This window comes from uncultured Porphyromonas sp., from assembly GCF_938046015.1.
GTDB lineage: Bacteria > Bacteroidota > Bacteroidia > Bacteroidales > Porphyromonadaceae > Porphyromonas.
The window spans coordinates 21,304-41,841 of sequence record NZ_CALIXW010000044.1 but is presented as its reverse complement, the minus strand read 5'-3'; the positions used below and the strand labels follow the sequence as shown (position 1 = coordinate 41,841).

The window sequence follows — 20,538 nt, the reverse complement described above, 5'->3', positions numbered from 1 at the left end:
AGGGATATCGGTCACGGAGCTTGAGGACTAGGGGGATAGGGTATAGGGGCTGCAGCTCCGCGAGCTGAGTAGCTGCTGGAGCTCCTCTCTGGGGCTCCTTGCTCCGGCTCGCGGCCTAGGAATTGTATGATTCCTCGTATCTTTGGCGTTAAGGAATCAAAGGGGTAGGGGAGACGCCGAGGGCGCTCTGCCCGCCCCGACACTTAGTTAAGCTACCAGTATGAAGCAGTTCATCAGACTTCTCCCACTAGCCTTGGTACTCGGGCTTAGCTCCTGCGGCATCGCGGCGATGCTCGAGCCGCAGCGTGGGATCGAGCGTATAGAGCGTGGTATGAGCCGCGAGCAAGTCACGCAGGTTATGGGACGCCCCGACACCCGCAGCCTCGCCGCGGATGGTAGCGAGCTGTGGGAGTATCGCCGCAGTGATGTAGGGGGCGCGATCTATGTCACGCAGATCACCTTCTACGAGGGGCGAGTCACGCGTATGGACAACCACAGGGAGGTCGATCGCTTCCCCGATCGCACGCCCTATCCGAGCCGTCCCCAGCAGGGTGGTGGCTACCCTGGCAGCGGCTATCCCGAGGGAACTTATCCCGGGGGAGGATACCCAAGGGGAGGCTACGAGGCCGAGCAGGAGCGCCGTGCGGAGGAGGCCTTCTCGCAGTTCATCCGCGATATTCAGAGTAAGCCCTTCGACGAGGATAAGTTCCGCCTCATTCGGGATGTAGCGCAGCGCAACTACTTCACTACAGAGCAGACCATACGCGTCCTGAGACTCTTCTCCTGGGATGACGAAAAGTTTAAGGTACTTAGGATCCTAGCCCCACGCATACGTGATAGCTTCAATGCTCATCGGATCATCGACCTCTTCACCTGGGACGATGATAAGGCTCGTGCACGCAAGATCCTTCAGTCCTGCCCTCCATCAGTTCCGATTCCTCCTGGGGGCGGCTATGGACGGGAGGGATCACAGCGAGCAGAGGAGGGCTTCGATGAGTTCATCCGCGATATCCAGCGCAAGCCCTTCGACGAGGATAAGTTCCGTCTCATTCGGGATGTAGCGCAGCGCAACTACTTCACCACAGAGCAGACCATACGCGTTCTGAGCCTCTTCTCCTGGGACGATGAGAAGTTTAAGGTACTTACGATCCTAGCTCCACGCATACGTGATAGCTTTAATGCTCATCGGATTGTCGACCTCTTCACCTGGGACGATGATAAGGCTCGTGCACGCAAGATCCTTAAGTCCTGCCCTCCATCAGTTCCGATTCCTCCTGGGGGCGACTATGGACGGGAGGAGGCGCAGCGTGCGGAGGAGGCCTTCGCCGAATTCATCCGCGATATCCAGCGCAAGCCCTTCAAGGAAGATAAGATCCGCTTCATTCAGGACGCCGCGCGTCGCAATTACTTCACCACGGATCAGGCTGCACGTGTGCTGAAGCTCTTCACCTGGGACGACGACAAGCTCACGGTGCTGGAGGCCTTGGCTCCGCGCCTGCGTGATGCCTTCAACGCCCATCAGCTCGTCGACCTCTTCACCTTCTCCAGCGCTAAGGAGCGCGCGCGTCAGATCCTCGGCTATCGTAGCCGATAGGAGCACCGCGCCCTAGCCCATCACTACATCATGCTCAAGATTAAGCAATTCACCTTCGGACCCGTACAAGAGAATACCTACGTCCTCTACGATGAGGCGAGCCGTGAGGCCGCTATCGTCGACCCAGGCTGCATGCGTCACTCAGAGGAGGACCAGCTCAAGGACTTCATCGAGGAGCAGGGCCTCGAGCCCAAGCTCCTGCTGTGCACCCATCAGCACTTTGACCACGTGTGGGGCGCTGCCTATGTGCTGCGTACCTGGCCTGGGCTCGCAGCCTACGCCAATCGTATAGACTTCGAGAAGCTCCCGCTGCCCTCCGACCAGCTCAAGGGCTACGGCATCCCACTGCCGCTGGAGGACGTCCCAGAGAGCCGCTATACGCTCGTCGAGCAGGACGATACGATCCAGTTCAGGGGGGAGACGCTACGTGTGCTCTTCGTGCCAGGGCATGCCCCAGGGCATATCGCCTTCTACGCGGCTGACTCGGGGATTCTGCTCTCCGGGGATACGCTGCTGCTCGGCACGATAGGCCGCACGGACTTCTGGTACGGCGACTATGACCAGCTGCTGGCTGCCATCAAGGCGCAGTACATGCCACTACCTGATGAGACCATCGTTTTCAGTGGACATGGCCCCGAGACGACGATCGGGCACGAACGCCGTCATAATAGCTTCCTCCGCTAGGATAGACGGGCGAATATTCGTATCTTTGCAGCGCTGTCACTAGGGGCTCTCTCCTAGTCGCGCATGGCTCAGTAGCTTAGTTGAATAGAGCGTCAGATTCCGGTTCTGAAGGTCGAGGGTTTGAGTCCCTCCTGAGTCACCGAGATTGCCTGCCGAGGCTCCGATGAGGAGCGGCAAGTACCCTAAGTAAAAGGCTATCCCCCTCCCAAGCTGCCCGAGGCAGGCTGGGAGGGGGATAGCCTTTTATATTTGCGCTGCTCGCTGGGCGAGCTCGCGAGGTCTTAGCCCTTAGTGCGGGTGTAGCCGAGGGAGGGGAGGAGGCTGCGGAGCTTGGTACGCTGGTCGCCCTGGATGAGGATCTCGCCGTCCTTAGCCGAGCCACCGACACCACAGCGCTGGCGTAGGAGACGGCCGAGCTCAGCAAGGTCTTCCTCGCGCCCGACAAAGCCCGTGATGAGCGTCACCTCCTTGCCGCCGCGCTGCTTCTTGCTCAGGCTGATGCGCAGCTCTTGGCGTGCAGGCTCGAGTGTATCGGGCTCCTCGACCTGCTCGGTCGTGTATTCGAAGTCGGGGTTCGTGCTGTAGAGCACGCCCAGTCGGTCTTTCCAGTCAGCCATACCTAGACGATGGGATCAAGGACGAAGCCCTCGGGGAGGAAGGCCGAGACGTCGGCCCCGTAGTGGAGGAGCTCGCGGACGACGGAGGAGCTGATATGGGTCAGGCGCTGCGAGGCGGGCAATAGGACGGTCTCCATATCGGCGATATGGCGGTTGAGGTCGGCCAGCGTGCGCTCGTACTCCATATCGGTGCTACTGCGTACGCCCCTCAGCAGGACGTGCGCTCCGAGCTCCTGAGCGAGCGTCACCGTCAGCCCCGTATATACGACGATACGGACGCGGGGCTGGTCAGCATAGTAGCGGCTGATCTGCTGCTGGCGCTGCTCGGCGGTGTAGAGGTTGCGCTTGGCTTCGTTCGTCCCGATGGCGACGATGACCTCATCGAATAGAGCGAGGCCGCGGCTGACGATATCGGCATGACCCCGTGTGAAGGGGTCGAAGGAGCCAGCGTAGAGGGCTATGCGCTTCATAGGACTAGGCGTGGGGGAGACCCGTGCGTAGGTCGATGATCTCCTCGGGGGCAGGCGTGAGGTTCTCGACGCCTGTCTCCGTGACGAGGTAGCTATTCTCTATCCCTACGGCGCCGACCCCAGGGAGGACGAACTTCGGCTCGAAGGCAATGACCATCCCAGGCTCTAGGACGTCGCGGCTGCGTGGAGTGAGCACGGGCAGCTCATTGATCTGAAGTCCAATCCCATGCCCGACGAACTGTGCCTGCAGCTCCGTCCCCATGAAGTAGTCCGCAGCACCTGCGGCCGTGACACGCTCCAGCGAGCGCGTGTAGAGCTCGGCGCAGGAGCTGCCTGGGCCTGCTGTCTGCATGACCTCACGGTGCAGCTGGAGGCTCAGCTCGTGCAGGCGGTAGGCCTCGGCAGGAAGCTGGCCGACGGAATAGGTACGCGTCAGGTCAGAGTAATAGACGCCGTAGTTGCCCGCCATGTCGACCATCACCGCGGTGCCTTCGGTGAGGGGCGTCCCGTTAGCCCCTAGAGGCAGCGCCGTAGTCCCAGCACCTCCGAGGGCGAAGTCATAGGGCGAGGCGGTGCCCGCATTGTCCCCTGCCAGCAGGCTGCCCATGAAGATCTCCATCGCCGAGCCGAAGCAGCGGAAGAGCCCCACCGATCCATGCTGGCGCATCACACGCTCCAGCTCGATCTGCAGGTCTCTGTCCGTCATCCCCTCACGATAGACCTTCGGGACTTCGCGGTAGACCTCGACGTGTCGCGCTGCGCACTGGCGAAGCTGCTCGAGCTCTAGGGGCGTCTTGACCATGCGGGCACGGCGCAGCAGCGGCGTGGCGTTGATAATCTCTGCTCCCTCGAAGATGCGCGCCATGCGCTGTACGTCGCTATAGCTCTGCTCGTCCTGCTCGAGGGCGACGCGCCGAAGGGGCTTGAGGTCGAGCCACTCGGGGAGCTGCTCGATCTTGCGGATGTGGTGGAGCTGGCTGGTCTCAGGCTGTGTCTGCGGGCGGCGTACGAAGTAGTGCGCCTCACCCTGCTGAAGTAGTACTGCTAGCCCAGCGAAGACCTGGCCGTAGACATAGAGTAGGGCGACATTGGAGCTAAGCACGAGGGCGTCGATGCCTGCCTCCTGCATGTAGCTCTGGAGGCGCTGCTGGCGTAGCAGATAGTCGGGGTGGAGCATGGGATGGTGAACCTAGGGAGGGGTAAAGGGGCGGCGGGGCTAGAAGGGTACTTGGCCGCCAGGGAAGTTATTATCTGGGGCGAGCGGGTCGAAGGCTGGGGCAGACGGTGCTGCTGCCGCTGGTGCTGCCGTGAGGCTACGACCAGAGAGCGAGGTCGTCGGGCGGGTGGCATCGGCCTCAGCACCTGGCTGCAGGTCCTCCAGAGGGGAGAAGCGGGCGTAGTCGGACTTGAAGGCGAGGCGTACCTCACCGACGGGCCCGTTACGATGCTTGGCGATGATGAACTCGCCGACGCCCTTGAGCGACTCGCCCGTCTCGCTGTCTACGGTGATCTTGTAGTACTCGGGGCGGTGGATGAAGCACACGATGTCGGCGTCCTGTTCGATCGCCCCCGACTCACGGAGGTCAGAGAGCTGCGGGCGCTTGCTATTAGCGTCGCCGCCCTGCTGGCGGTTCTCCACGCCGCGGTTGAGCTGGGAGAGGGCGATGATGGGTATGTTCAGCTCCTTGGCCAGCATCTTCAGTGAGCGCGATATGGTACTGACCTCCTGCTCACGGTTGCCGAAGCTCATCCCGCTGGCATTCATCAGCTGGAGGTAGTCGATGATGATCAGCTTGACCTGATGCTGGCTCACGAGGCGACGCGCCTTGGTGCGCAGCTCGAAGACCGAGAGCGAGGGCGTGTCGTTGATGTAGAGTGGCGCAGCCTCGAGCCCTGCCATGCGGTTATTCAGTCGTGCCCATTCGACGTCGTCTAGACGTCCGCTCTTGATCTTCTGCCCATCGATCTCGCAGACGTTGGACAGGAAGCGCTTGACGAGCTGCACGGAGCTCATCTCGAGGTTGAAGAGCGCTACGGGGATCCCTTGGTCTACGGCCATGTAGCGCGCCATAGAGACGACGAAGGCCGTCTTACCCATGGCAGGACGCGCCGCGATGATGATGAGGTCGGAGTTCTGCCAGCCTGAGGTCATCTCGTCGATCTTGGGGAAGCCCGTCGAGAGCCCGCTGATCCCCTCCGTCCTATTGGCCGCGATCTGGATCTCCTCGATGGCGTTCTTGACCAGCGGACGTATGGGCTCGAAGTCTCCCTTCTTCTCGTCGCGCGACAGCTCGAAGAGGCTAGCCTCGGCGCGCTGTACCTGCTCCTTGACCGCCACGACGTCGTCGAAGGCATCCTTGAGCGTCTGGGAGGCCATGCCGATGAGGCTACGGCTGAGGGCCTTGTCCGCGAGGATCTCGGCATGCGCCTCGAGGCTCGAGGTCGAGAGCATCTTGGTCGAGAGCCCCGCGATGAAGGCCTGGCCGCCGACCTCCTCCAGTACCTCCATGCGGCGCAGCTCCTCGATGACGGTCAGCATATCTATGGGCTTCTGCTCCATAGCTAGCTGCGTCATGGCCGTATATACGAGCTCGTGAGTGTGCAGGTAGAAGGTCTCGGGGCGGAGTAGCTCGCTGACGCGCGGGTAGGCGTCCTTCTCGAGGAGGAGCGCCCCGAGGACAGCCTCCTCGATGGCTAGGTCCTGGGGCGGGATACGCCCGTCGAGCTCGAGCGGCGCCACTGTGGTGGGGCGCTTCCGAGCTACCTTGGGCTGGCTGGGTGCTGGCATCTTAGCTGGTGCTTTATCTGATCCTTAGTCGAGCTTGAGGACAGCGAGGAAGGCCTTCTGTGGCACCTCGACGGTACCGATCTGCTTCATGCGCTTTTTCCCTTCCTTCTGCTTCTCCAGGAGCTTACGCTTACGGGAGACGTCACCGCCGTAGCACTTGGCCGTCACGTCCTTACGCACGGCCTTGATGGTCTCGCGGGCGATGACCTTGGCGCCGATGGCTGCCTGGATGGCGATGTCGAACTGCTGGCGCGGGATGAGCTCCTTGAGCTTCTCACACATGCGGCGCCCGAAGGCCACGCTATTATCCACGTGTGTCAGCGTCGAGAGGGCATCCACGGGGTCGCCGTTGAGCAGGATGTCGAGCTTCACTAGGCGGGAGGGGCGGAAGTCGCTGATGTGGTAGTCGAAGGAGGCATAGCCCTTGGAGACGCTCTTCAGCTTGTCGTAGAAGTCGATGACGATCTCCCCGAGCGGCAGGTCGAAGAAGATCTCGATGCGGTCGCCCGAGATGTACTCCTGCTTGATCAGCTGCCCGCGCTTGCCGAGGCAGAGCGTCATGATGGGCCCGATGTAGGCTGTGTTCGTGATGACCGAGGCGCGGATGTAGGGCTCCTCGATATGGTCTATGGTCGTGATGTCGGGTAGGCCCGAGGGGTTGTGCACCTCGTGCACGCCGCCCTTCTTATCGTAGACCTTATAGGACACGTTGGGCACCGTGGTGATGACATTCATCCCGAACTCGCGGTCGAGGCGCTCCTGGATGATCTCCATGTGTAGGAGACCGAGAAAGCCACAGCGGAAGCCGAAGCCTAGCGCTATGGAGCTCTCGGGCTGGAAGGTCAGTGAGGCGTCGTTGAGCTGCAGCTTCTCCAGCGAGGCGCGCAGGTTCTCGAAGTCCTCACTCTCGATGGGGTAGAGCCCTGCAAAGACCATAGGCTTGACCTCCTCGAAGCCCGCGATGGCCTCGCTCGCGCCGCCCGTGACGTGCGTGATGGTATCCCCGACCTTGACCTCCTTACTGGTCTTGATGCCCGAGATGATGTAGCCTACGTCGCCCGTGCTGACGACAGAGCGCGGCTCCATGTCGAGGCGGAGTACCCCGATCTCATCGGCGTCGTACTCCTTGCCCGTGGCGATGAACTTGACGTGGTCGCCCTTGCGGATGGAGCCATTGACGACCTTGAAGTAGGCGATGATCCCGCGGAAGGGATTGAAGACCGAGTCGAAGATCAAGCACTGCAGCGGTCCCTCGGGGTCGCCAACGGGTGCTGGGACGCGCTCCACGATCGCGCGGAGGATATCCTCGACGCCGAGGCCCGTCTTGCCGCTGGCGCGTATGATCTCCTCACGCTTGCAGCCGAGGAGCTCGATGATCTGGTCCTCGACCTCCTCGGGCATAGCGCTGGGGAGGTCTACCTTATTTATTATAGGGATGATCTCGAGGTCGTGCTCGAGTGCCATATAGAGGTTGGAGATGGTCTGTGCCTGGATGCCCTGAGCTGCATCGACGATGAGTAGCGCACCCTCACAGGCGGCGATGGAGCGGGAGACCTCGTAGGAGAAGTCCACGTGCCCTGGGGTGTCGATGAGGTTGAGGACATAGTCCTGCCCGTCCAGGCAGTAGTTCATCTGGATGGCGTGGCTCTTGATGGTGATCCCGCGCTCGCGCTCGAGATCCATATTATCAAGCACCTGGTCCTGTAGGTCCTTGCCCGAGACGGTCTGCGTCATCTCTAGGAGGCGGTCTGCCAGCGTGCTCTTCCCATGATCAATATGGGCTATGATACAAAAGTTGCGTATATGCTTCATCTTGGCTGCAAAGATACGACTAAGATACGAGCTGTAGCGTGGCGCGCTGCGGGGGAGGCCTTGGGGGCTGCGCTGGTCCTCGTGCCGCTTCGCTCGGGAGGAGCTGCGCCTGGATGCCCTTCTGCCTTGTGAGGCACTCCCTGCCCCCTTGCCCAGTGCTCCTCCCGAGCTGCTGCCTAGGCTCTCTGCTTGGTCGCTTGGAGCTCCCCCTTAGGTCTCGCTGAGCTCCGAGCAGTGGCTTAGGGCGAAATATGATATAATATTCTGGGAAAAGTAATATTACTTTCCGCCGAATATATATAATAATTGCTGAGAAGTAATATAACTTTTCCCGAAAAGTAATATAAAAATCCTCGGTCTCCCTTATCCTTCAGCTCGGCAAGGCTTCGCAGAGCCCGCGCCTCCCCTTAGCTCGGACGGGCGCCAAGCTAAGGCCACAGGAGCTCTAAGTCTAGGGGAGTGAAGCCCTTGTCCGGATGCCTTTAGCAAGGTCGCTCCAAAGCCCCTAGCGCCGTGGGAGCGAGCCCTCCCTAAGCCAAGGAACGGGACGCACTGCTTCTTGGGTAAAAAAAACGTACCTTTGGGTACATTAACATACCTAAGTGTACAAGCATCATGAACTTCGACATAGCGATTATTGGCGGTGGACCAGCAGGCTATAATGCTGCGGCTCAGGCCTCAGATCAGGGTCTTCAGGTTGTCCTCTTCGAGCGTGCTACGCTGGGGGGCGTCTGTCTCAACGAAGGCTGTATCCCCACCAAGAGCCTCCTGCACGCAGCGCACCTCTACCACGATGTAGCCTCTAGTGCTGCCCTCGGGATAGAGCTCGAGGGCTCAGTGAAGGCCGACTATAGCCGCATCGCGGCCCACAAGGACGAGGTCGTCAAGACCCTCACCTCGGGCGTAGCCTACAAAATGAAGCAGCATGGGGTGACGGTCGTCCCCGCCTCCGCACGCCTCGAGGGGCGGGAGGGGGAGCTGATCCGTGTCGCCACCGATACGGAGACCTACCTAGTGCGCTACGTCCTGCTCGCTACGGGGAGCGAGACCGTCATCCCACCCATCCCGGGTCTGGATGGCGTCAGCTACTGGACGAGCCGTGAGGCACTGGCTGCGACCGAACTCCCGAAGGACATCGCCATCATCGGTGGCGGCGTCATCGGCATGGAGTTCGCTGATGTCTATGCTAGCCTAGGGGTGCCCGTGACCGTCATCGAGATGGCACCCGAGATCCTCGGGGCTATGGACAAGGAGACCTCAGGGACGCTGCGCAAGCTCTTCAAGAAGCGCGGGGTGAAGTTCCACCTCGAGAGCAAGGTCGTAGAGGTATCGCCTGAGGGCGTCACCATCGAGACAAAGAAGGGCGAGCGGGAGCTCATCGCCGCCAGCCAGATCCTGCTGAGCGTAGGTCGCCGACCGCTTAGCGCAGGCCTCGGCCTCGAGAGCCTAGCGATCCAGCAGAATCGCGCTGCCGTCGTCGTCAATGAGTACATGCAGACCTCGCACCCTCAGGTCTACGCCGTGGGTGACCTCACGGGCTTCTCCCTGCTGGCACATACCGCCATCCGTGAGGGGGAGGTAGCCATCGAGCATATCGTCTCGGGGGCGGGTCATCCTATGCGCTACGATGCCATCCCAGGCGTTGTATATACGCATCCCGAGCTGGCAGGGGTCGGCGCCACCGAGGAGCAGCTGCAGGCTGAGGGGCGCTACTACCGCACGCTCAAGCTCCCCATGGCCTACGCTGGTCGCTATGTCGTAGAGCAGGGACAGGCACCTGGCCTGTGCAAGGTGCTGGTGGATGAGAATGAGCGCATCCTTGGCTGCCACATCCTCGGCACGCCTGCCAGCGAACTGATCCTCCTGGCGGGCATCGCCATCGCCGACGGTACGAGCGTCGAGGACTTCCGCCGCCACGTCTTCCCGCATCCTACGGTCGGGGAGATTCTGCACGAGGTGCTGCTCTCCTAGGGCGCGGCCTTCGGCCACTTCATTCAAGCAAACAACACACGCAAGACAATAGAACTAAGCTATGCCTACATTCGACATCAAGATCCCCAAGACTGGGGAGAGCGTCACCGAGTGTACCATCACCGTCATCCATGCCAAGGTCGGGGACCTCGTCCAGGAGGATGACGAACTCTTTGAGGTCACCTCGGCAAAGACCGCTGCCTCCGTCCCCTCGCCCGTGGCAGGGAAGGTCGTGCAGATCAATTATACGGAGGGCGAGACGGTCCCCGTGGGGCAGGTGCTCCTAGTCATCGATACCGCAGCTGGTGCTACCGCAGAGCCCGCAGCGGCTCCTGCCGCCGCAGCTAGCCCCGCTCCAGAAGCGAGCGTGCAGCCCTCAGCGAGCCCCGTCGTCGAGCAGACGCTCACCAAGGGGAGCATCGAGCGCTGGTATTCGCCCGTTGTCCTGGAGCTGGCGAAGAAGGCCAAGGTAAGTCAGGACGAGCTCGACAAGATCTCGGGGACGGGCTTCGGCGGGCGCGTCAGCAAGGCCGATATCACCCGCTACATCGAGCAGCAGAAGGGCGCTCCCGCTCCGCAGCCCCGTGCCGCGCAGCCCGCGGCAGCTGCTGCAGCGCCTGCACGCCCCGCCGTCAGCGCTCCTGCCGTCAGCGTAGGGCCCGAGGACAAGGTCATCCCCATGGATCCCATCCGTCGCATCATCGCCGATCGTATGGTGCAGTCCGTGCAGGTAGCGCCCCATGTGACGAGCTTCATCAAGGTCGACATCACGAACCTCGTGAAGTGGCGTGAGGCACACAAGGACGAGTTCAAGCAGCGTGAGGGCGTGGCTCTGACCTATATGACGCCCTTCATCGAGGCTGTGGCCAAGGCGCTCAAGGACTTCCCCCGCATCAACGCCGCCGTCGATGGCTACAACATCATCGAGCGCAAGCACATCCATGTGGGTATGGCCGTAGCACTGCCTGATGGCAACCTCGTAGTGCCCGTGGTGCGTGATGCAGACAAGCTGAGCCGCTCCGGTATCGCCGAGCAGGTGAGCCTCCTTGCGGCCAAGAGCCGCCAGGGCAAGCTGAGCCCAGACGAGATGACGGGCAGCACCTTCACCATCTCCAACTATGGCGCCTCGCACACGCTCTTCGGTACGCCCATCATCAACCAGCCCGAGGTGGCCATCCTCGGCATTGGGGCGATCGAGAAGGAGCCCAGCATCCTCGAGACCGAGGCAGGCGATGTCATCGCTATCCGCCACAAGATTTATCTCTCCCTGTCCTTTGACCATCGTATCATCGATGGTATGCTAGGCGGTGCCTTCCTACACGCCATAGCACAGCACCTCGAGGACTGGAAGCAAGACTAGAGCCCTATGAACGCAGTAAAGAAAAGATACGGGATCAAGAAGACGGACAAGGAGACCCTCCGTCGCTGGTACTACCTCCTCTACCTAGGACGTCTATTGGATGAGAAGGCCCCTAGCTATCTCCTCCAGTCCATCGGCTGGCAGTTCCACGCCTCCAACGCAGGGCACGATGGGATCCAGCTGGCCATAGGGCAGACCTTCCAGCGGGGTAAGGACCACCTCTTCCTCTACTACCGAGACCTCACCGCTGCCCTCTCGGCAGGGATGACGGCTGAGGAGATGATCCTCAATGGTATCTCCAAGGCGACCGACCCCACCAGTGGGGGCCGCCACATGTCCGACCACTACGCCAAGGTAGAGTGGGGCATACACAACATCTCCTCCTGCGTCGCGGCGCACGACTCCCAGGCTGTGGGTCTGGCGCGTGCCCTGGACTACTACAAGGTCGACGGCTGTGCCATCGCCTCCCATGGGGAGTCCTCGGCCTCTGAGGGCTACGTCTACGAGGCGATCAACGGCGCCGCCCGAGAGCGTCTGCCCGTGATTTTCGTCCTGCAGAGCAATGGCTACGGCATCTCCGTACCTACGCATGAGCAGACGGCGAACCCACGCGTAGGGCAGAACTACGCTGGCATCCGTCACCTCAAGGTACTCTTCTGCGACGGTAAGGACGTCTTCGACTCCATGAACACCATGGCGGCAGCGCGCGAATACGCCGTAGAGCATCGTACGCCTGTCGTCGTCACCGCCTCCTGCGTACGCATCGGGGCGCACTCCAATTCGGATAAGCACACCCTCTACCGCGATCAGGAGGAGCTCGACCGAGCTAAGGCGGCCGACCCGCTGCCTAAGTTCCGCCGCATGCTGCTCCGCTACGAGCGCTTTACCGAGGAGGAGCTCCAGCAGATCGAGGCCGAGGCGCGCGAGGAGCTCAAGGTAGCCAATCGCAAAGCCCTGCAGGCGCCCGACCCCACGAGTGACACCGTCATGGACTACGTCATTGGCGAGGCTTACCCAGGCGACAAGTACGGCTCAGGGATCCCCGACGGCACGGGTGAGGAGCTGACGCTGGTGCAGGCGATCAATAAGACGCTCAAGCAGGAGTTCCGTCACAACCCCGATACCTTCATCTGGGGGCAGGACGTGGCGAATAAGGACAAGGGCGGTGTCTTCAATGTGACCAAGGGGATGCTGCAGGAGTTCGGGCACAAGCGTGTCTTCAACGCCCCGATCGCGGAGGACTACATCGTCGGTACGGCTAACGGGATGAGCCGCTTTAGCGACAAGATCCGCGTGGTCATCGAGGGGGCAGAGTTCGCTGACTACTTCTGGCCAGCGATGGAGCAGTTCGTCAACTGCACGCACGAGTACTGGCGCAGCAATGGGCAGTTCTCTCCCAACATCACCATCCGCCTGGCCTCTGGGGGCTACATCCAGGGCGGGCTCTACCACTCGCAGAATATCGAGGCGGTGCTGACCACCTTCCCTGGGGCGCGTGTCGTCTACCCCTGCTTTGCCGATGACGCCGCAGGACTGCTACGTACAGCGATGCGCTCGCGTGGGGTGACGGTCTTCATGGAGCCCAAGGGACAGTACAACAATACTGAGGCTGCAGCCGTCATCCCCGAGGACTTCGAGGTGCCCTTCGGTAAGGCACGTATCCGCCGTGAGGGCTCGGACATCACGCTCGTCACCTACGGTAATACGCTGCTCCTATCGCTCCACGTGGCCGAGCAGATCCAGCGTGACCTGGGTAAGAGCGTAGAGGTAATCGACCTACGCTCCCTCTCGCCCTGGGATGAGGAGACGGTCTACGCCTCCATCAAGAAGACCTCCAAGGTGCTGATCGTCCACGAGGACCGCGTCTTCGGCGGCTTTGGTGCTGAGCTGGCGGCCTCGATCGCCAAGAAGGCCTTCCGTGACCTAGATGCGCCCGTATATCGTGTCGGGTCACTGGGCACGCCCGTGGGCTTCCACAAGTGCTTCGAGCTGACGACGCTCCCCAGCGAGGAGAAGATCTACGCCGCAGCCAAGGAGCTTATCGAGTACTAAACCAATAAACTAGAGTATATGAAGACTGTAGCACTGGTGTACAGCCAGCACACAGCACAGACCGCTGAGCTCGGGGAGCGCATCGCTGCCGCCTGGGGCTCGGAGGTGGTCTACCTCGACCCTGATACGACGCGCCTCGAGGACTGGATGAAGTACGAGCTCTTCATCCTCGGCACGCCGACCTACTTCGACGGCGAGCTGCCCGACAGCTGGGATGAGTTCCTCCCCGAGCTGGAGGATGCCGACCTCTCGGGGCGGAAGGTAGCCGTCTATGGCCTCGGCGATCAGCAGCACTATCCCGTGAGCTTCGCTGATGGTGTAGGGCTCCTCGCCTCCTATATGGAGGAGCTGGGGGCTACGATCGTCGGGAAGACCTCAACCGAGGGCTATAGCTACGAGCATTCGGTAGCTGAGCGCGATGGTCGCTTCCTTGGCCTCGTGCTGGATCCTACGAATCAGCCCGAGCTGACCGACCAGCGCCTTGCCGCTTGGCTGGAGCAGCTCAAGGTCGCCTTCGCAGGCTAAGCCCTAGCTAGCTAAATAAGAGCGCGGCACGGAGATCTTGGTCTCCGTGCCGCGCTGCTTTTGGGGGGGGCAAGGTCTGCCTTGGCCGAGCCGTCGGGCAGCTCGGGGCGGGCTTTACTGGGGGAAGCGCTGATGTATGCTCTCCAGTAGAGCTTCGCGGAAGTCGGGGTGGGCGATACTGATCAGTGCCAGGGCACGCTCGCGCAGCGTCAGCCCCTGCAGGCGCACCGCACCGTACTCTGTGGCGATGTAGTCCACCTCGTTGCGTCCCGAGGTGACGGTGGCGCCAGCGCTGAGCGTGGGGACGATGCGGGAGACTGTCCCGCCCTTGGCTGTCGAGGTGAAGGCTAGGATGGAGCGCCCGTTCTTCGCACGGCGGACACCGCGGAGGTAGTCCACCTGCCCGCCCGTACCGCTGAACTGATCCTGCCCTATGGCCTCACTGGCTACCTGTCCGCAGAGGTCGATCTCGAGGCAGGAGTTGATGGAGACGAAGTTCTCATTCTGCCCGATGATGTAGGGATCATTGGTGTAGTCCACGGGGTAGAGCTCGATGTCGGGGTGCTGATGGACGAAGTCGTAGAGCTCGCGCGAGCCCATGACGATGGAGCTGACGACCTTGCGGGGGTGTAGCGTCTTGCGTGCGCCCGTGATCACCCCGCGGCGCATCATGTGCATCACTCCGTCGGTGAACATCTCGGTGTGTAGCCCTAGGTCCTTGCGGTCCCCCAGGCACTGCAGTACGGCGTCGGGGATGGCGCCTATCCCGATCTGCAGGGTGTCACCATCATGGATGAGTGCGGCACAGACCTCGCCTATGCGCCGCTCTACCTCCCCGATCTCAGGCTGTGGGATCTCGGTGAGCGGGCGGTCGACGGGGATGATGTAGTCGAGCTCGGTGACGTGTACGAGGTTGTCCCCCGCGATGAAGGGCATCTGCTCGTTGACCTCGGCGATGATGACCTTGGCCTCCTCGATGGCAGCCTTGGTATAGTCGCAGGAGACGCCCAGCGAGCAGTAGCCCTCGGCGTTGGGCGGGCTAAGCTGTACGGCGGCGATGTCTACGGGATAGAGCCCCTCGCGGAAGAGGCGAGGCACCTCATGGAAGTGGCAGGGGACGAAGTCAGCCCGTCCCTCGCGCACTACGGGGCGGCTGTGCTTGTCCAGGAAGTTAAGCCGGCCGCGCGCATGCCCCCCCATCTCCGGGCGTAGGTGCCAGGGGGTAGCGAAGTAGAGCATGTGGAAGATCGTAAGGTCGCGGAAGTGCTCGCGCTCGAGGAAGAGCGCCTCAGCAATAGATTCGGGGGCTGCTACGGCGTGGCCGAAGACGAGGTGGGCGCCGTCGTGGACGGCTGCGCGGACGGCAGCACGAGCTGTCGTCGTGTGTGTAGTGTAGTAGGACTTCCAGTCCAAGGAGTCATGCTTGAGCTGTCTCATCGTGCCTTTATGTTGGTACACAAATATACATATTCTGCGCAAGAAATTATCTGCCCGAAGTGACTCCCTGCGATGGGCCTAGCGTCTCCGCTTTCGGAGGCTAAGCGCGAGGGGCTCCTACCGTGCTAGTGCGGTAGGAGCCCCTCGTATAGTGTGCTTGGCGTAAGAGCCTTAGAGCTGGCGGACGAGTTCGCTGAAGATACGTCCCATACGCTCGGAGGCCGCGTTGGCAGCGCGGATGACGTCCTCGCCGTCGTTGACGAAGTCGTCGTCGAAGTGCCAGCCCTCGTTGGTGATGACCGACATCCCGAAGACGCGGATGTCTGCATGGCGGGCTACGATCACCTCGGGTACAGTGCTCATCCCGATGGCATCGCCACCGACCTGACTCCAGAAGGTATATTCGGCTGGCGTCTCATAGGAGGGCCCCGTCAGCCCGACGTAGACCCCTTCGTGCGTGGGGATGCCGAGCTCCTGGGTGATGGCCTTAGCCTTGGTGATGAACTCGCGGTCGTAGGCGCGCGTCATGTCGGGGAAGCGGGGGCCAAACATCTCTGCGTTGGGCCCGATCAGTGGGTTGGGTAGGTTGTTGATGTGATCGCGGATGATCATCAGGTCTCCGACGCGGAAGTTCTTGTTGATCCCGCCAGCAGCATTCGATACCAGAAGGTTCTCGATGCCGAGGAGCTTCATCACGCGGATGGGGAAGGTCACCTGCTCCATGGGGTAGCCTTCGTAGTAGTGGAAGCGTCCCTGCATGCACAGCACGGGTACGCCAGAGAGCGTCCCTGCGATGAGGTTCCCCTTATGCCCGATGGCGGTAGAGTGGGGGAAGTGAGGGATCTGGCTGTAGGGGATGACGGTAGGCTGCTGGAGCATCTCGCCGAGCTTACCCAGGCCACTGCCGAGGATGATAGCGGTCTTGATGTCCTTAGGGAGGCGTGAGGCTAGGTAGTTGGCTGCCTCGTGGTAGTGGTTGTCAAGCATATCGTTCTAATGTGTCTCTTGCTGTGAGTTACTTCGGCTGCTGGGGCTGCCTCTTACAGACCCCAAGGCCGTAGCAAATATACTAAATCCCCCACTTACCTGCACTTACCCTGACGCTTCGGCTCGCCGCTCCTTAGCCTCGCCCCCTAGAAGATGTGTCCTTCGCCCGAGCTCTTCCCTCTAGCTCAGCCTAGGGAGAGGCGAAGTCGCAGCCCCGGTTGGGCAGGGCTAAGGCGGGCTGCGTAGCGGGCTGTGGTGGCTTAGCCTAAGTCCTTCAGCGAAGGGCAAGAAGTGGCGGAGCGAGCTGGTAGCCTCGTCTAGCCGCTCTGAGGGACATCCCTCAGCTGGCTGACTGATATCCCTCAGCCCCTTGATGGACGTCCCTCAGCGCGCCCACTGATATCCCTTAGGAGGCCTCAGAGCTAACTCTCGAGCTTTGTGCTCTAGTCGCCCCGCGCTTCAAGGGCTCCTTCGTCGTATCGCTCGGGCGCTGGAGCGTCCCCCCGAACGGCCAAAAGCCGTATCTTTGCGGAAAGACTTATTAAGCAGTATTCTAATGATGGGAGTAAGCAGCACCAAGGAACAGGAAGATAAGCAGCTCGCACTCGACCGACGCTATCTGCGTATGGCTAAGATCTGGGCGGAGAACTCCTACTGCGAGCGCCGCAAGGTCGGCGCCCTGATCGTCAAGGATAAGAGCATCATCTCGGACGGCTACAACGGCACGCCCGTGGGATTCGAGAACGTCTGTGAGGATGAGGCTGGACTGACCAAGCACTATGTGCTCCATGCCGAGGCCAACGCTATTACCAAGCTCGCCAGCAGTACTCAGAGCAGCATAGGTGCTACCGTCTACGTCACCGATGCCCCCTGTATCGAGTGCGCCAAGCTCATCATCCAGAGCCATATCGTCCGTGTCGTCTACAGCATAGAGTACCGTCTGCGTGACGGGATCGATCTGCTGGAGCGTGCGGGTATCCAGGTGGACTATATCCCGCTCGAGGACGAGGCCTAGGTCTCCCCGCCCGAGGACACACACGACCGATAAATAATACACCGTATATATAAGGGTATGCAAGAATTCAAGGAAGCAAACACCCAGCCCTCCCAGCCCGAGGCTCCAACCCCCAAGTCCAAGGGGGGACGCCTCCTGCGCTGGCTCGCCTACATCACGATCATCTGCCTCCTCTTCCTCGGGGGCATCTTCACGGGAGTGTACCTAGGTCTAGGTCGCTCCTCCGCTGGCCTCGGTAAGCTCGGGACGATCTACGGGCTCATAGAGCGCTACTATGTCGATTCGGTAGACTTCGATAGCCTGCAGGAGCAGGCCCTTCCTCTCATCCTCTCCCAGCTCGACCCGCACTCGGTCTATCTCAATGCGGAGGCCAATCGCCAGGAGACGGAGGGACTCGAGGGCTCCTTCGCAGGGATAGGGGTGCAGTTCAATACACTGCTAGATACCGTCGTCGTCGTCCGTGTCATCGAGGGAGGGCCGAGTGAGCGTGCTGGCCTGCAGCCTGGGGATCGCATCCTCAAGGCGGGTAGCACTAATCTCGTCAAGGACTCCATCACCACCGAGGAGATCATGAAGGCGCTGAAGGGCCCTGAGGACACCGTCGTGCGCCTGCTCATCAAGCGCGGGGCGAAGACCTTCGAGAGCGCTGTCGTGCGCGGTGCGGTGCCCGTCTCGAGCGTCGATGCCGCCTATATGATACGTCCGCACGTGCTCTACGTGCGACTCAATAAGTGGGGGGCACAGACACCTCAGGAGTTCCAGCAGGCTTGGGCAGATCACTCAGCCCAGGGGATAGAGCGTATCTTGATCGACCTTAGAGATAACGGCGGGGGCTACCTGCAGGCAGCTACGACGCTGCTCAGCGAGTTCCTCGACAAGGGCAATCTCCTCGTCTACAACCAAGGGGCGCATTACCCACGTGAGAACTTCACCAGCCCACGCACAGGGCGTCTGCGTCAGACACCCGTGACGGTGCTCGTGAATGAGAATAGCGCCAGCGCCAGCGAGATCTTCTCTGGCGCGATGCAGGACCTAGACCGCGCCCTCATTGTAGGGCGTCGCACCTTCGGCAAGGGGCTCGTCCAGGTGCCCTTCACCCTCTCGGATAGCAGCGTGCTGCGCCTGACTGTAGCTCGCTACTACACCCCCTCGGGGCGTAGCATACAGAAGAGCTATGCCAAGGGACTGGAGGCCTACGCCGAGGACATCGAGGAGCGCTACCTACATGGCGAGCTCTTCTCGGCCGACAGCGTCTCGCGTCCCGATACGACGCGCTACTATACCCGCATGGGACGCGTCGTCTATGGCGGCGGCGGGATCACGCCCGATATCTTCGTCCCCCGCGATAGCACGGGGCTCAATGCCTACTACGTGCGGCTGATGCGCTCGGGGACGCTGATGCGCTTCGCCTTTAGCTACGCCGACACACACCGCACGGAGCTCCTGGCGTACAAGACCGCTAGCGCCCTCGACAAGCACCTGCAGAGCATAGGTGACCAGCTGGTCTCCAGCTACGCCGTCTATGCGCAGCGCTACGGCGTACCCCAGCGTCCTGGGATGCTGCTGGAGTGCGCACCGCTCCTACGGCGTGATCTCATCGCGCTCATCGCAGACCTCATCGGCGGGGACAGGAACCTCTTCTATGAGCTGCGCAACGAGCGTGATCCCGAGGTGATCAAGGCGCTGGAGATCCTCGAGTCGCCCGACTGGAAGCCGAAGAAGAGCTAAGCACCGCACCCGCCATATCATGGAGTCGAAGCAAGAGCTACGTCAGAGACTACGTGCAGCCAGCAGGCTACTCACCGCTGAGGAGCGTGAGCGCTGGAGCGCAAGTATCGTCAAGCAACTCGCACAGCACCCCCGCTGGCAGGCCGCTCGGCGTGTGGGGCTGTATCGTGCGCTGCCTGACGAGCCCGACCTGAGCCCGCTGATGGCCCGATCGGGCAAGGAGCTCTACCTCCCGCGCGTCGTCTCCGATACGGAGCTCGTGTTCCTTCCCTACAGCCCAGGAATGGAGCTGGAGCGCTCGCGGCACTTCGGTCTCGAGGAGCCCGAGCTAGAGGGTGCGCAGCCCATAGCCCCCGAGGAGCTCGAGCTCCTGATCATCCCAGCCCTGTCCTTCGACCGCGAGGGATACCGCCTCGGCCGCGGGAAGGGCTACTACGACCGCTACCTCAGTCAGACGGGTGCCTATCGCATCGGGGTCAGCTACGGCATAGAGCGCGTAGACCGACTCCCCCGCGAGGATTGGGATCTTCCGATGAACGAATTGATTTACCCCTAACGCATCCTTATAGATACATGCTGCGACGCACTACCCTTAGGCTCGGCTCTCGCCTCTACAGCCTCGACACTCCGCTCGTGATGGGGATCATCAACGTGACTCCCGACTCCTTCTACGCGGGGAGTCGTGTCGGGGGGGAGGAGGCGCTGCATGCGCGCATCCAGCAGCTCATTGCCGAGGGGGCCAGTATCGCCGATGTCGGAGCCTATAGCTCGCGTTCAGGGGCAGCCGAGGTGAGCCCCGAGGAAGAGTGCCAGCGGCTGGAACTCGTCCTCAGCATCCTACGGCGAGACTATCCCGAGCTACCCGTATCACTCGATACCTTCCGTGCCGACATCGCACGCTGGGCCGTCGAGGAGCATGGCGTGGCCTGCATCAATGATATCTCCGGTGGGGTACTCGACCCCGCTATGTACCGCACGGTGGCCGAGCTACAGGTAGCCTACATCCTGATGCACATGCGCGGGACACCGCAGGACATGATGCAGCAGACGGACTACGCGGACGTCACGCTGGAGGTCCTCGACTACTTCATCCAGCGCGTCGGGGAGCTGACGGCGCTGGGGCTACACGACCTGATCCTCGACCCAGGCTTCGGCTTCAGCAAGACGCTGGAGCAGAACTTCGAGCTTATGGAACGCCTCGGGGAGCTGCACCGCCTCCTGCCTCAGCCCCTACTGGTAGGCGTCTCGCGCAAGAGTATGATCTATCGTAGCCTCGGGATTGCCCCCGAGGAGGCACTCAATGGGACTACGGTACTCCATACCCTAGCCCTAGAGCGAGGCGCCTCCATCCTGCGTGTCCACGATGTGGCGGCGGCTGTCGAGGCCGTGCGTCTGTGGCAGCAGCTCCAGCCCTACAAGCGCACTGACGAGGCGCTCCACTACTATGAGCGGCGCGACTCTGCGATACCCCATGGAGCGGCCGAGCCTCGCTAGCGTG

General features: G+C 61.5%; 17 protein-coding genes and 1 tRNA gene. 11 read left to right on the top strand and 7 right to left on the bottom strand.

Features of this window, described 5'->3' with window-relative positions:
- The first annotated feature begins 220 nt into the window (after positions 1-220).
- The 3 genes from Q0248_RS05725 to Q0248_RS05715 all read left to right on the top strand — a co-directional run bounded on the left by Q0248_RS05725 (position 221) and on the right by Q0248_RS05715 (position 2,417).
- Positions 221-1,594, top strand: coding sequence for a DUF4476 domain-containing protein (locus tag Q0248_RS05725; RefSeq protein ID WP_299320642.1), 1,374 nt, complete (start codon positions 221-223; stop codon positions 1,592-1,594).
- Between the two features lie 30 nt (positions 1,595-1,624).
- A complete protein-coding gene (locus Q0248_RS05720) occupies positions 1,625-2,278 on the top strand; it encodes an MBL fold metallo-hydrolase (RefSeq protein ID WP_299320641.1) in 654 nt (217 codons plus the stop codon).
- 65 nt (positions 2,279-2,343) lie between these two features.
- Positions 2,344-2,417 (top strand) — tRNA-Arg (locus Q0248_RS05715).
- A 142-nt stretch (positions 2,418-2,559) separates the two neighbouring features.
- Here Q0248_RS05715 and Q0248_RS05710 read toward each other — a convergent pair.
- From Q0248_RS05710 to lepA, 5 genes are read right to left on the bottom strand one after another with little or no spacing between them, the layout of a single operon-like run.
- On the bottom strand, positions 2,560-2,895 hold the full coding sequence (locus Q0248_RS05710) for a translation initiation factor (protein ID WP_299320639.1): 336 nt from the start codon (positions 2,893-2,895) through the stop codon (positions 2,560-2,562).
- Positions 2,896-2,897: 2 nt separating this feature from the next.
- Complete coding sequence (gene coaD, locus Q0248_RS05705) at positions 2,898-3,365, bottom strand: pantetheine-phosphate adenylyltransferase (RefSeq protein ID WP_299320638.1); 468 nt, start codon at positions 3,363-3,365, stop codon at positions 2,898-2,900.
- Positions 3,366-3,369: 4 nt separating this feature from the next.
- Positions 3,370-4,542, bottom strand: a complete 1,173-nt coding sequence (locus Q0248_RS05700) for a Xaa-Pro peptidase family protein (RefSeq protein ID WP_299320636.1) — start codon at positions 4,540-4,542, stop codon at positions 3,370-3,372.
- Positions 4,543-4,581: 39 nt separating this feature from the next.
- Complete coding sequence (gene dnaB / locus Q0248_RS05695; RefSeq protein WP_299320635.1) at positions 4,582-6,153, bottom strand: replicative DNA helicase; 1,572 nt, start codon at positions 6,151-6,153, stop codon at positions 4,582-4,584.
- 24 nt (positions 6,154-6,177) lie between these two features.
- Positions 6,178-7,965 (bottom strand): translation elongation factor 4, encoded by a 1,788-nt coding sequence (lepA, locus tag Q0248_RS05690; protein WP_299320633.1) that lies wholly within the window; start codon positions 7,963-7,965, stop codon positions 6,178-6,180.
- A 615-nt stretch (positions 7,966-8,580) separates the two neighbouring features.
- Here lepA and lpdA point away from each other — a divergent pair.
- From lpdA to Q0248_RS05670, 4 genes are all read left to right on the top strand, one after another.
- Positions 8,581-9,936, top strand: a complete 1,356-nt coding sequence (gene lpdA, locus Q0248_RS05685; protein ID WP_299320632.1) for a dihydrolipoyl dehydrogenase — start codon at positions 8,581-8,583, stop codon at positions 9,934-9,936.
- A gap of 61 nt (positions 9,937-9,997) precedes the next feature.
- On the top strand, positions 9,998-11,296 hold the full coding sequence (locus Q0248_RS05680) for a dihydrolipoamide acetyltransferase family protein (RefSeq protein WP_299320630.1): 1,299 nt from the start codon (positions 9,998-10,000) through the stop codon (positions 11,294-11,296).
- Positions 11,297-11,302: 6 nt separating this feature from the next.
- A complete protein-coding gene (locus tag Q0248_RS05675; protein WP_299320629.1) occupies positions 11,303-13,348 on the top strand; it encodes an alpha-ketoacid dehydrogenase subunit alpha/beta in 2,046 nt (681 codons plus the stop codon).
- A gap of 18 nt (positions 13,349-13,366) precedes the next feature.
- The gene (locus Q0248_RS05670) at positions 13,367-13,873 is read left to right on the top strand and encodes a flavodoxin (RefSeq protein ID WP_299320627.1); all 507 of its coding nucleotides are present in this window, start codon (positions 13,367-13,369) and stop codon (positions 13,871-13,873) included.
- Between the two features lie 114 nt (positions 13,874-13,987).
- Here the strand turns inward: Q0248_RS05670 and Q0248_RS05665 are convergent, their stop codons facing one another.
- Both Q0248_RS05665 and Q0248_RS05660 read right to left on the bottom strand, forming a co-directional pair.
- Positions 13,988-15,310 carry an acetyl-CoA hydrolase/transferase C-terminal domain-containing protein gene (locus tag Q0248_RS05665; protein ID WP_299320626.1) on the bottom strand — a complete coding sequence of 441 codons (1,323 nt, stop codon included), beginning with the start codon at positions 15,308-15,310 and terminating at the stop codon, positions 13,988-13,990.
- Positions 15,311-15,481: 171 nt separating this feature from the next.
- A complete protein-coding gene (locus tag Q0248_RS05660; RefSeq protein ID WP_211789472.1) occupies positions 15,482-16,297 on the bottom strand; it encodes a purine nucleoside phosphorylase I, inosine and guanosine-specific in 816 nt (271 codons plus the stop codon).
- Between the two features lie 559 nt (positions 16,298-16,856).
- On the opposite strand from Q0248_RS05660, the gene Q0248_RS05655 reads away from it, so the two are divergent.
- Genes Q0248_RS05655 through folP form a run of 4 tightly spaced genes read left to right on the top strand, consistent with a single transcriptional unit; the run spans position 16,857 to position 20,534 of the window.
- Positions 16,857-17,312, top strand: a complete 456-nt coding sequence (locus Q0248_RS05655) for a dCMP deaminase family protein (RefSeq protein WP_299320753.1) — start codon at positions 16,857-16,859, stop codon at positions 17,310-17,312.
- Between the two features lie 57 nt (positions 17,313-17,369).
- On the top strand, positions 17,370-19,040 hold the full coding sequence (locus Q0248_RS05650) for a S41 family peptidase (protein WP_299320623.1): 1,671 nt from the start codon (positions 17,370-17,372) through the stop codon (positions 19,038-19,040).
- Between the two features lie 19 nt (positions 19,041-19,059).
- Positions 19,060-19,596, top strand: a complete 537-nt coding sequence (locus Q0248_RS05645; RefSeq protein WP_299320622.1) for a 5-formyltetrahydrofolate cyclo-ligase — start codon at positions 19,060-19,062, stop codon at positions 19,594-19,596.
- 17 nt (positions 19,597-19,613) lie between these two features.
- Positions 19,614-20,534, top strand: coding sequence for a dihydropteroate synthase (gene folP / locus Q0248_RS05640; RefSeq protein WP_299320620.1), 921 nt, complete (start codon positions 19,614-19,616; stop codon positions 20,532-20,534).
- The last annotated feature ends 4 nt before the right edge of the window (positions 20,535-20,538 follow it).

Bases quoted from the DNA above. Each gene is read 5' to 3' on its own strand.
- Q0248_RS05670 (WP_299320627.1), top strand. From the start codon at position 13,367: ATGAAGACTGTAGCACTGGTGTACAGCCAGCACACAGCACAGACCGCT.
- Q0248_RS05700 (WP_299320636.1), bottom strand. From the start codon at position 4,542: ATGCTCCACCCCGACTATCTGCTACGCCAGCAGCGCCTCCAGAGCTAC.
- coaD (WP_299320638.1), bottom strand. From the start codon at position 3,365: ATGAAGCGCATAGCCCTCTACGCTGGCTCCTTCGACCCCTTCACACGG.
- dnaB (WP_299320635.1), bottom strand. From the start codon at position 6,153: ATGCCAGCACCCAGCCAGCCCAAGGTAGCTCGGAAGCGCCCCACCACA.
- lpdA (WP_299320632.1), top strand. From the start codon at position 8,581: ATGAACTTCGACATAGCGATTATTGGCGGTGGACCAGCAGGCTATAAT.
- Q0248_RS05660 (WP_211789472.1), bottom strand. From the start codon at position 16,297: ATGCTTGACAACCACTACCACGAGGCAGCCAACTACCTAGCCTCACGC.
- lepA (WP_299320633.1), bottom strand. From the start codon at position 7,965: ATGAAGCATATACGCAACTTTTGTATCATAGCCCATATTGATCATGGG.
- Q0248_RS05710 (WP_299320639.1), bottom strand. From the start codon at position 2,895: ATGGCTGACTGGAAAGACCGACTGGGCGTGCTCTACAGCACGAACCCC.
- Q0248_RS05675 (WP_299320629.1), top strand. From the start codon at position 11,303: ATGAACGCAGTAAAGAAAAGATACGGGATCAAGAAGACGGACAAGGAG.
- Q0248_RS05655 (WP_299320753.1), top strand. From the start codon at position 16,857: ATGGGAGTAAGCAGCACCAAGGAACAGGAAGATAAGCAGCTCGCACTC.
- Q0248_RS05645 (WP_299320622.1), top strand. From the start codon at position 19,060: ATGGAGTCGAAGCAAGAGCTACGTCAGAGACTACGTGCAGCCAGCAGG.
- Q0248_RS05650 (WP_299320623.1), top strand. From the start codon at position 17,370: ATGCAAGAATTCAAGGAAGCAAACACCCAGCCCTCCCAGCCCGAGGCT.
- Q0248_RS05720 (WP_299320641.1), top strand. From the start codon at position 1,625: ATGCTCAAGATTAAGCAATTCACCTTCGGACCCGTACAAGAGAATACC.
- Q0248_RS05665 (WP_299320626.1), bottom strand. From the start codon at position 15,310: ATGAGACAGCTCAAGCATGACTCCTTGGACTGGAAGTCCTACTACACT.
- Q0248_RS05680 (WP_299320630.1), top strand. From the start codon at position 9,998: ATGCCTACATTCGACATCAAGATCCCCAAGACTGGGGAGAGCGTCACC.
- folP (WP_299320620.1), top strand. From the start codon at position 19,614: ATGCTGCGACGCACTACCCTTAGGCTCGGCTCTCGCCTCTACAGCCTC.
- Q0248_RS05725 (WP_299320642.1), top strand. From the start codon at position 221: ATGAAGCAGTTCATCAGACTTCTCCCACTAGCCTTGGTACTCGGGCTT.